The organism is Anabaenopsis arnoldii, from assembly GCF_028331025.1.
Taxonomy (GTDB): Bacteria; Cyanobacteriota; Cyanobacteriia; order Cyanobacteriales; family Nostocaceae; genus Anabaenopsis; species Anabaenopsis arnoldii.
Map to the genome: position 1 here is coordinate 1 of NZ_JAQMUH010000127.1, position 9,334 is coordinate 9,334.

Below are 9,334 nucleotides of genomic sequence, written 5' to 3' on the forward strand. Positions count from 1 at the left end.
GTAAGGAAGATGCTGTCACCCTTGCACCTAGGGGGTGGGATTCTCACCCACATGAACACACAGTTATAAGAGTCTGGTTTTACCCAGTCTTACCTTCCGTCCCTGAGCATAAATGCTCATTTAGGAAGAACGAATCGCACATACAGATATCTAATATAACCTATGGCAGAAGATAGTAGTCGAAACTTGCAACTAGATTATAAAGATAATTAAAAATACTTGGCAGTGTCATGGCGAATCCCAATGATTTTTAGTTGATTTTTTTAGTGTAATTTCAGTGGAATTTAAATAGAACCTAGAGCAATTTTTATGAGGGAGAATTATACCAGGGAGTTAATTAATCACTAATCACGGCTGCTTTGTCAATATTTGACTATTAGAGGTAAACAATGAATCTGCTGGAGCAGGGTCGCAAAATTGCGATCGCTTTCATATTAGTTTTAGTGTTAACAATAACTACCGCTTGCGGTGGCCCTACTGTCACAGAAACTGACCGCACTGCTACCCCACCTATTGGTAGTAACCAAACTTATGCACAGTTAGAAAGAGGTAATACCCCAACTGGACAAAGTTTTGGTGACTGGGTTGTACAAACATCTCAGGGATTAATTCAGGATGCTTATGTCAGAGATAATAATCAGCTTGGTGTAGTTATTTCCCCTCAAGTCAAACCCCAGGAAGTGCAACCTTTAGCAAAATCTTTAGTTCAAGGTTTTCGGAAAAACTTCCCCGATCAAAACTTAACTGTTTTTGTCTATGGCCCAGATAAACGCTTAATTTTGACCACACAGTATAACAGGGCGACCAATCAAATTCAGTATAGCTAATTGAATCATTAAATCAGGAGTAAGTCAGGTGACAAGTAGCGAAGATTACAGAAAACAAATTCTCAAAGATTTGTCTGAAGGAAATGTAGAATCTCTTGATGATGTTTCCTATGATAACTTTGATGATTTTGCCCAGCGGACTACACCTAACCAACGTCGTCAGCTGTTTGGTAAGTCTATCAATACCCAAACAATCCCTTCTAGCCAAATGGAGCCAGAATTACAACAGGCGATCGCCCAAATCAAACCCAATGAGCGGGATGATGTCGCTAGAGAGTTTTTTAAAGAATTTAAATCCAGAGGTTTAGACGACAAACGGTTAGAACAACAGTTAAATCTTTCCACTCGTAACCCCAACCGCATGACTGCTGATGATGTGAGTAAAATTGCATCCTTCGCCTATCACAACCACCCTGATATTTTCCGCGACGTGTTAGCCGAACAACCGGCTATTATGAAGTTTCTTAGTAATCCCATTGTCGCCGGACTCATTGGTATTGCTGCGGCTAAGTGGTTGGGTGGTCGCAAATAATATAGCATTTACCATGCTCGTGAGGTACAATTTTTTTTAGTTTGAGGGAACACCGGAACAGGGAACACCGGAACAGGGAACAGGGAATAGGGAATAGGGAATTGGTGTGTACTTCATGAGCCTGAAAAAGGCAATAAAATCTCCCAAATTCAATTCGGGAGATGTAATTCACATCAGGTAAACTTAAACCTTTGCCAATTGTGGCTCAGGACGCTTACTGTTACGAATAGATGACACAGCTTCGGCGTAATCACTGGCTTTAAATACAGCTGAACCAGCCACAATAGCATTGGCTCCCGCTTCCAAAACTTGCCAAGTATTATTAGCCTTCAGTCCCCCATCTACCTCAATCCAGGGGTCAAGACCACGTTCATCACAAATTTGGCGCAATTTGCGAATTTTAGGTAATACAGTGGGGATAAAGCTTTGACCACCAAAGCCGGGGTTAACGCTCATGATTAGTACCAAATCACACAGGTCTAGAACATTTTCAATTAGCTCTAGAGGCGTTCCTGGGTTCAGTACAACTCCTGCTTGCTTCCCTAGTTCTCTGATTTGTCCCAAAGTCCGGTGCAGATGGGGCGAAGCATTATGCTCACAATGTACAGAAATAATATCAGCCCCTGCTTTGGCAAAATCTTCCACATATTTCTCCGGTTCCACAATCATCAAGTGGACATCCAGGGGTTTGGTTGTTACCGGGCGAATCGCCTCCACAACCAGAGGACCTATGGTAATGTTAGGTACAAAGCGACCGTCCATGACATCAACATGAATCCAATCGGCGCCAGCAGCATCTACAGCCCTAATTTCGTCGCCCAGACGACTAAAATCGGCTGATAAGATGGATGGAGATATCACAATGGGCTTTTGAGATGGTTTTTGGGTCATGGTTCGTGGGTTTTAAAGCGTTCTCTTCTGTAAGCATTTTAACAAAATTTGACCAAACGCTTATAGATTAATTTCGTTCCACGCTGTGAATTCTGGACTATAAATAATATATTCGACAATTACTAAACAGGGACGCTCAGAAAGGTTTATTGGGTTCAATAGTCACAAAGAGTTAATCAGCATTAAGTTAATCAGTATTAAACAATGGGCAGAAAACTAAGGTGGATGATTTGGGGACTGAGTGCTTCTTTTGTGAGTGCGCCTGTACTGGCTTCAGCTTTACAAAGCACTTTAAGCTCTCATGGCATTGATGCCCTGAAATTACATAAACCTCCTTATAATCTACTTGGGCGCAAAATTGCTATTGGTCAGGTTGAAATTGGACGTCCTGGTATATTTGGCTGGGATAAAGCCGTGTCTGAAAATTCTGCCATATCATTAGCAGGAGTATTTTTACGCGATTCCCCAGCGAAGTCTAACACTGGTGTTGACTCCCACGCCTACAATGTTGCGGGGGTAATGGTTAGTCAAGACAAAGCTCTACCAGGAGTAGCGCCACAGGCGCAATTATATTCTTCTGGGGTGGGTTCCACTAGAAATATGGGACAGCCAGAACAGTGCTTAACAGCACAACACATCGCCCAGCAAAATGGCCAGGATGTCCGCGCTATTAATTTTAGTTTTGGTGAACCTCTAGCCCGTGATCCCCGTCCTGATGCTGTTTTAGATGGTAACGCCTTACTAACTTTATGTCTTGACTGGTCTAGTCGTGTTCATAATGTTTTGTATGCCATCGCCGGTAATCAAGGCAGAGGAGGAATTTCTATTCCTACAGATAACTTTAATGGGATTAACGTTGCCTTTTCATCTGCCAGGGGGGGTATTTTTAATAAGGTTGATGTTTCCAATCTGGTAGCTGGTAACCAGGGATCTAGCAATCGGTTAGCTGGTAAGGAGTTTAATATTGATGGTCGTGCTTCTATCGGTTTGGTAGCTCCGGGAAGCAATATTCCCATCTTGAATCCAGATGGTAGGTTAAATAAGGTTACAGGTACAAGTTTTGCGGCTCCCCAGGTAACAGCTAGTGTAGCTTTGTTGCAGGAATTGGGTGACCGACAAATACGCGCAAAAAAATCTAATTGGACTATTGATGCTCGCCGTCACGAGGTTATGAAGGCTGTATTATTAAATTCAGCCGATAAAATTCAAGACCAGGGTAATGGCTTACATCTGGGTATGACTCGGACTCTGATTGATAAACAAAATCAAAATTGGCTGGATTCCGACGCTTATGATGATCCTCAAATTCCTTTAGATCCTCAAATGGGAACCGGTCATTTAAATACTTTTCGCGCTTATCAGCAATTTAGCGCCGGTCAATGGCCACCATCAAGTACAGTACCTGCTGTTGGTTGGGATTATGGCTCTGTGGATGGGGGAGATACTGTTGATTACCCACTGGGAAGACCTTTAAGACAAAGCAGCTTTGTGAGTATTACTCTGAGTTGGAATCGCTTGGTGGAACTCAATGATACTAATAAAAACAATAAATATGATGTGGGTGAAAGTTTCAGCGATCGCGGTTTGAATAACCTTGACCTCTATTTAATCCCAGAGGATAGTCAAAATACAGATCCTGGGGTTATTTGCGCCTCAGTCAGTGAAATTGACAGTGTAGAGCATATTTTTTGCCCAGTTCCCACTACTGGTAATTATAAAATCCGTGTCCACTTTCGTGAACGGTTCCATCAAGCCACCCAACCCTATGGTTTAGCTTGGTGGACTGTTCCCACATCTCACCCCCGGAAATAGGGAAACTGGTAATTTTCTGCGATAGCTTCCCTATCGCCTCTTTCAATCAGCAAAGTCAATGTGACTATCTGCTACTCAAGAGCTAAGTGTAACTTCATAGCATCATTGACCAAATCCATCGACTCTCTATCCAAACATTTTACCACATCTCCTGAAATCCGCTGTTTAGAAATTGTCCGAATTTGTTGCACTTGCACCTTAAAAGATTCAGATAGACCGCAATCTATTTGACCTAATAAAACCTCAAAAAGATGTAAACGATTGGTATTAGATTTAATCGGTAAAATCGTTACCGTGGTAGAAGCATTATTATTAATATCATTGCTAACAACGAGTACAAGACTGCGTTTATCCACATCTGACCCCTGTGTGGGACTAAGATTTGCAAAGTATATTTCACCACGTTTCATCACTAAGTCCATCTCCTACGGTTAAATCCCATTCTAGATCCACTTCCTCCCCTGCTGCTCGGTAACCTCGGTCTAATTCTTGAGAACGCAATAGCTTTATAGCTAATTGAATTACGTGTGAACGAGATTTACAGTATTTAGTTAATTTGTAATTTTCCACAAACTCCACTAAATAAGATGGTAAATAAACGGAAATTGTTTTAGTTTGCATTGTACTTGATTCTTTTACGTCAATTATATACCGATTCCCCATCACCCCTCCCCTTGCTCCCCTAAATCTATCTAAAGATAGATGTAAAGGTTTTTAAAGTAAACATTATTGCCACAGTGCAAAAATGTTAGTATGATACAAAAGTTGAAATTACTGGATAAAATCCCAAAATATCTAAAAATTGCTCACTTTCATCGTCAAAAACTTACGTATAAAATACAACAAAATATAATTTACTTATATCCAAGGAATAGATCCTCACCTATATCATTTAGGCTTGATGACGGTAAATGATATGAGCGGTATGGAGTAAAGATTTATTAAATAAGTAACTACCTCAATAGTAACAGTTACTGTTATAACACATTGCTCTTAGTATTTATTATGCCCAAACAGCAACAAAGCGGGAAATCAAAAGAAGCTAAAACTTACGCTCACTCTCATGAGCATCCTTTAAGGCCAGATATTGGTACTGAGTCTCACTTTCAGAAAAAAAAGCCACCAGTAACCTATCGCTATGATTCCTCTTTGTCACCTTCCTTGGAATGGGATGATAACCCCACTAGAGAACAAGCAGAAGCAGAAATAAATACTATTAGTAATTACTTAACTGAACTTTCAGTACAGTTAGAGAAGTTAAATCATATTGAATCTAGTTTAGATCCTGAAGGTAAAAAAACAGTCAAGGAAATCAAAGAACAGCTGACACAACAACTATATAAAGCTCAAGAGTCATTGGATAAACTCAAATCCATGAGTCAACCTTTCCTCAACTGGACTGGTAAAGCTGAACGGTTATCTTTTGATGTACCAACATTACCTTTATTTATCCATGAACGTATATCAACCAGAGCAATTATTGAAACCCTGAGAACTCATAAAATAGGTACTAACAATTTACCTTTATTTGATTTATTCAGTGACCCCCAATGGTCTATTACTGACCAAATCCTCAAAGCCTATGAATATCAGGGGGACTGGGTAAACCGGATGATTTTAGGTGACTCCCTAATAGTAATGAACTCACTATTACAGTATGAGGGTTTGGGGGGTCAAGTACAGATGATTTATATGGACCCGCCCTATGGTATCAAGTTTGGGAGCAATTTTCAGCCTTTTGTCAGAAAGCGGGATGTTAAACATAATGATGATGATGACTTCACCCGTGAACCGGAAATGGTTCAAGCTTATCGCGATACCTGGGAATTAGGGTTACATAGTTACTTGACTTATTTAAGAGATAGGTTGTTATTGGCTAGGGAGTTGTTGACTGATAGCGGTAGTATTTTTGTCCAGATTAGTGATGAGAATGTCCATCATGTCAGGGAATTGATGGATGAGGTTTTTGGAAGAGAGAATTTTGTTAGTTTGATTACTTTTAAAACAGGTAGTGGATTTACAAGCAAATACTTAAAGACAACTTGTGATTATTTGCTTTGGTATAGCAAAGATTCAAATAATACTAAATTCAAAAGAATTTTTTTTAACAAACCTTCAGGTTCAGATACTTATTTTGATAAATGTGAATTACCTGATGGCTCTGTTATTGATATTAAAAAAAATATGATAATCCCCGACAAAGCAAAATTGCTAACTTATAGACCTTTAGTTTCTGGTGCTTTTTCTCAATCAACAACATTTGATTATGAATTTAATGGAAAAAATTATCATCCGGGAAAAAATAGATGCTGGAAAACAACACAAAAAGGACTTGATAATTTAGCAAGAGAAAAGAGAATTTATGCATCTGAAAATACTTTAAAATTTGTTGTTTATCATAGCGATTTTCCTTTAGAAGAAATATCTCACGTATGGGATGATACAATGGAACTAATAGGAAAAAACTATGTAGTTCAAACAACAACAAAGACTATCCAACGCTGTCTCCTCATGACCACCGACCCCGGTGACCTTGTACTAGATCCCACCTGCGGAAGCGGTACTACTGCTTACGTCGCTGAACAATGGGGAAGACGGTGGATCACCTGCGATGTGAGTCGTGTACCCCTAGCTTTAGCTCGTCAACGTCTCCTAACTGCAACCTTCCCCTGGTATCAACTCCAAGATGGTAATTCACCCGCAGGGGGGTTTATCTACAAACGCAAACGGAACAGTAAAGGCGAAGAAATTGGGGGAATTGTCCCACATATCACCCTCAAGAGTATTGCTAATAATGAACCACCTCAAGAAGAAATTTTAGTTGACCGTCCCGAAGAAGATAAAAACACCGTGCGGGTCTCCAGTCCCTTTACCATTGAGGGAACTATCCCCCCACCAGCGGATATGGAAGATCAGGGAGTACCAGCAACAGAAGCAGGGGAAACTAATACTACAGCTTCTTTTACTGACCGGATGTTAGAGGTGTTGCGTAGGTCTCCAAAACTGCATTTACCAGATAATAAAACTGTTACCTTTACCAGTGTTAGACAACCAGCTAGAAGTCAAAATCTCTCTGCTGAAGCAATGGTAGATGATAAACCAGTAGCTTTTTTGTTTGGACCGGAAAACGGCGCAATTTCAGAAAGAGCGGTATTTGAATCAGCAAAAGAAGCCCAACTCAAGAATTACATTCATTTTTATGTAATTGGGTTTGCTATCACTCCCAACGCTCGTCAATTAGTAGAAAATTGTCAAGCAGCAATAGGTATACCCGCAACCTATATTCAAGCTACACCAGATTTACTGATGGGTGACCTACTCAAAAATATGAGAAGTTCCCAAATATTTAGCGTCTGCGGTTTACCAGAAATTGAAATTACACAAAATCAGGAGGGTAAATACCAAGTGGAATTATTAGGGTTAGATGTCTTTGACCCAGTAACAATGGACGTTGACCACCGACAAGGTAAGAATATACCAGCGTGGTTTTTAGATACAAATTACAATGGTTTATGTTTCTATGTCCGTCAAGCATTTTTCCCCCGGACAAGTGCGTGGGATAGCATCAAGAAAGGCTTAAAAGGTAGTTATGAAGATTCTGTTTGGGAACACCTAGCAGGAACTACCAGCGCACCTTTTGCAGATGGGGAACATAAACAAATTGCGGTAAAAGTGATTGATGACCGTGGTAATGAGTTATTGGTGGTTAGAGAGTTAAAATAATTGGAATAACAGCAAGAATCATGAAAATTTTTATTTACCTTTGTGGCACTTTATCTAGTTTGCTTTTGTTTACATCGGGATTGCAAATGGGGTCAATTGCAAGTGTATCTTCATCAAAACCTTTTGGTGGTCAAACTATCGATGAAGTTTTTTATAATCGCATAGGAAATGCCGCAATTGGATTGAGTTTTTTTACAGGACCATCTTTATTTGGATTGGCTAGTCTAATAGGAAAAAATAAAGATGAATAAATTAAATTAAAACAATTAAAACCTTTCGCTGTTTGTTGTGTTCCCTTTTTTCCTTTTCATAAGAGGTTGTTTGATAAGTTTTCATCCGTAATTTTCATCACATCTTTACACCATTTAATTCATTAAATCCAGTCCCCTCCCCTTACAAGGGGAGGGTTAGGGTGGGGTGAAACAATATTTGATACACTAATCATAACTTACTAAACATCCTCTAAAACTAAAAAAACTAACACGATCCTTGGGATGTTAAATTCATGTCCTCTGAAGTCAATGAACCAATTCTCAATTCTCCCTTTGATGAACCATTACGCTACTGGTTTATCAGAGAAGGTGAAGAACCCCAGTTAAAACAAGGCCGTCGCTCTGCTATTGTTTACCCTCCCCGTGAAGGTGATATAGATTGGAATTTAGGAAAAGTTCTTAAGCCTTCCCCTGCTGATGAATTTGCTCCTGGTTTTGAAATGGTCTTAGTTAATCAAATTAGGACAAGGGTTAAAAATTGGAGACAGCAACGCTACCCAGGAGTTACCCGCACCACCTTAGAACTATTAGAGTATTGGAACAGAGACGGAAGGGAAAAAAGGTTATTCTTCGCCCAAAAGGAAGCGGTAGAAACTCTCATTTTTTTGAGAGAAGCAAGGGCTGATTTTCTTCAAGGTATTTATATACCCTTAGATGAACCCATTGACACCGCACTCAAAGCCTTTACCCGTTATGCTTGTAAAATGGCCACTGGTTCAGGTAAAACTACCGTCATGGGAATGTTAGCAGCTTGGTCAATTCTCAATAAAGTTAATTATCGCTCTGATTCCCGCTTTTCAGATATTATCTTGATAGTTTGTCCTAACGTCACCATCAAGGCCAGACTTCAGGAATTAAACCCCAACAACGCAGAAGCTAGCCTATATCGCACCCGTGACCTTGTACCATCTAACCTGATGGATAAACTCAGACAAGGTAAGGTTTTAGTCACTAATTGGCATATCTTTGAAAAGCGATCGCCTAGTACATCTGGAGATGATGCAGCAAAAGTGGTTAAAGTAGGTGTACCCACAATTACTACAGAGACTATTAAAATTGCCACAAAAAACGAAACAGCTAGGGGCGCAAGATACCTAACTTTAGAAAGTTTACAACAACAAATTGCTATTGGTCAACTATAGGACTTACGCAACTGGCACAGGCGATCGCTACGCAGAGCTTGCATCTGTGTGTAGCAATCGCTAAATGAAAGCACATTGGTATTATATAAGTGATGTCAATGGCACGGGGGGATGCCTAGTGCAGTTGATAGTAGA

Annotated in this window: 9 protein-coding genes; 6 read left to right on the forward strand and 3 right to left on the reverse strand. The window is 40.0% G+C overall.

Annotated elements, in window-relative coordinates:
• Positions 1 to 389 precede the first annotated feature (389 nt).
• Entirely contained in the window at positions 390 to 827 is a 438-nt protein-coding gene (locus PN457_RS11345) for a hypothetical protein (protein WP_271733421.1), read from the forward strand.
• A 28-nt stretch (positions 828 to 855) separates the two neighbouring features.
• Positions 856 to 1,359, forward strand: a complete 504-nt coding sequence (locus PN457_RS11350) for a hypothetical protein (RefSeq protein WP_271733422.1) — start codon at positions 856 to 858, stop codon at positions 1,357 to 1,359.
• A gap of 183 nt (positions 1,360 to 1,542) precedes the next feature.
• Here PN457_RS11350 and rpe read toward each other — a convergent pair whose 3' ends face one another.
• Positions 1,543 to 2,250 (reverse strand): ribulose-phosphate 3-epimerase, encoded by a 708-nt coding sequence (rpe, locus tag PN457_RS11355; RefSeq protein ID WP_271733423.1) that lies wholly within the window; start codon positions 2,248 to 2,250, stop codon positions 1,543 to 1,545.
• A gap of 204 nt (positions 2,251 to 2,454) precedes the next feature.
• Between rpe and PN457_RS11360 the strand changes: the two genes are divergently transcribed.
• Positions 2,455 to 4,062 (forward strand): S8 family serine peptidase, encoded by a 1,608-nt coding sequence (locus PN457_RS11360; protein ID WP_271733424.1) that lies wholly within the window; start codon positions 2,455 to 2,457, stop codon positions 4,060 to 4,062.
• A gap of 71 nt (positions 4,063 to 4,133) precedes the next feature.
• Here the strand turns inward: PN457_RS11360 and PN457_RS11365 are convergent, their stop codons facing one another.
• Together PN457_RS11365 and PN457_RS11370 are read right to left on the reverse strand one after the other, a co-directional pair.
• Positions 4,134 to 4,484: a type II toxin-antitoxin system PemK/MazF family toxin gene (locus PN457_RS11365; RefSeq protein ID WP_271733425.1), complete on the reverse strand. Its 351-nt coding sequence runs from the start codon at positions 4,482 to 4,484 to the stop codon at positions 4,134 to 4,136.
• Complete coding sequence (locus PN457_RS11370) at positions 4,459 to 4,683, reverse strand: CopG family transcriptional regulator (RefSeq protein ID WP_271733426.1); 225 nt, start codon at positions 4,681 to 4,683, stop codon at positions 4,459 to 4,461. Before PN457_RS11370 ends, PN457_RS11365 begins: the two co-directional genes overlap by 26 nt.
• A gap of 384 nt (positions 4,684 to 5,067) precedes the next feature.
• Between PN457_RS11370 and PN457_RS11375 the strand changes: the two genes are divergently transcribed.
• The 3 genes from PN457_RS11375 to PN457_RS11385 all read left to right on the forward strand — a co-directional run bounded on the left by PN457_RS11375 (position 5,068) and on the right by PN457_RS11385 (position 9,199).
• Positions 5,068 to 7,785, forward strand: coding sequence for a DNA methyltransferase (locus PN457_RS11375; protein ID WP_271733427.1), 2,718 nt, complete (start codon positions 5,068 to 5,070; stop codon positions 7,783 to 7,785).
• Positions 7,786 to 7,805: 20 nt separating this feature from the next.
• The gene (locus tag PN457_RS11380) at positions 7,806 to 8,036 is read left to right on the forward strand and encodes a hypothetical protein (RefSeq protein ID WP_271733429.1); all 231 of its coding nucleotides are present in this window, start codon (positions 7,806 to 7,808) and stop codon (positions 8,034 to 8,036) included.
• A 254-nt stretch (positions 8,037 to 8,290) separates the two neighbouring features.
• Entirely contained in the window at positions 8,291 to 9,199 is a 909-nt protein-coding gene (locus tag PN457_RS11385) for a DEAD/DEAH box helicase family protein (protein ID WP_271733430.1), read from the forward strand.
• Positions 9,200 to 9,334: the final 135 nt, after the last annotated feature.

Bases quoted from the DNA above. Each gene is read 5' to 3' on its own strand.
- PN457_RS11345 (WP_271733421.1), top strand. From the start codon at position 390: ATGAATCTGCTGGAGCAGGGTCGCAAAATTGCGATCGCTTTCATATTA.
- rpe (WP_271733423.1), bottom strand. From the start codon at position 2,250: ATGACCCAAAAACCATCTCAAAAGCCCATTGTGATATCTCCATCCATC.
- PN457_RS11360 (WP_271733424.1), top strand. From the start codon at position 2,455: ATGGGCAGAAAACTAAGGTGGATGATTTGGGGACTGAGTGCTTCTTTT.
- PN457_RS11365 (WP_271733425.1), bottom strand. From the start codon at position 4,484: ATGGACTTAGTGATGAAACGTGGTGAAATATACTTTGCAAATCTTAGT.
- PN457_RS11370 (WP_271733426.1), bottom strand. From the start codon at position 4,683: ATGCAAACTAAAACAATTTCCGTTTATTTACCATCTTATTTAGTGGAG.
- PN457_RS11375 (WP_271733427.1), top strand. From the start codon at position 5,068: ATGCCCAAACAGCAACAAAGCGGGAAATCAAAAGAAGCTAAAACTTAC.
- PN457_RS11380 (WP_271733429.1), top strand. From the start codon at position 7,806: ATGAAAATTTTTATTTACCTTTGTGGCACTTTATCTAGTTTGCTTTTG.
- PN457_RS11385 (WP_271733430.1), top strand. From the start codon at position 8,291: ATGTCCTCTGAAGTCAATGAACCAATTCTCAATTCTCCCTTTGATGAA.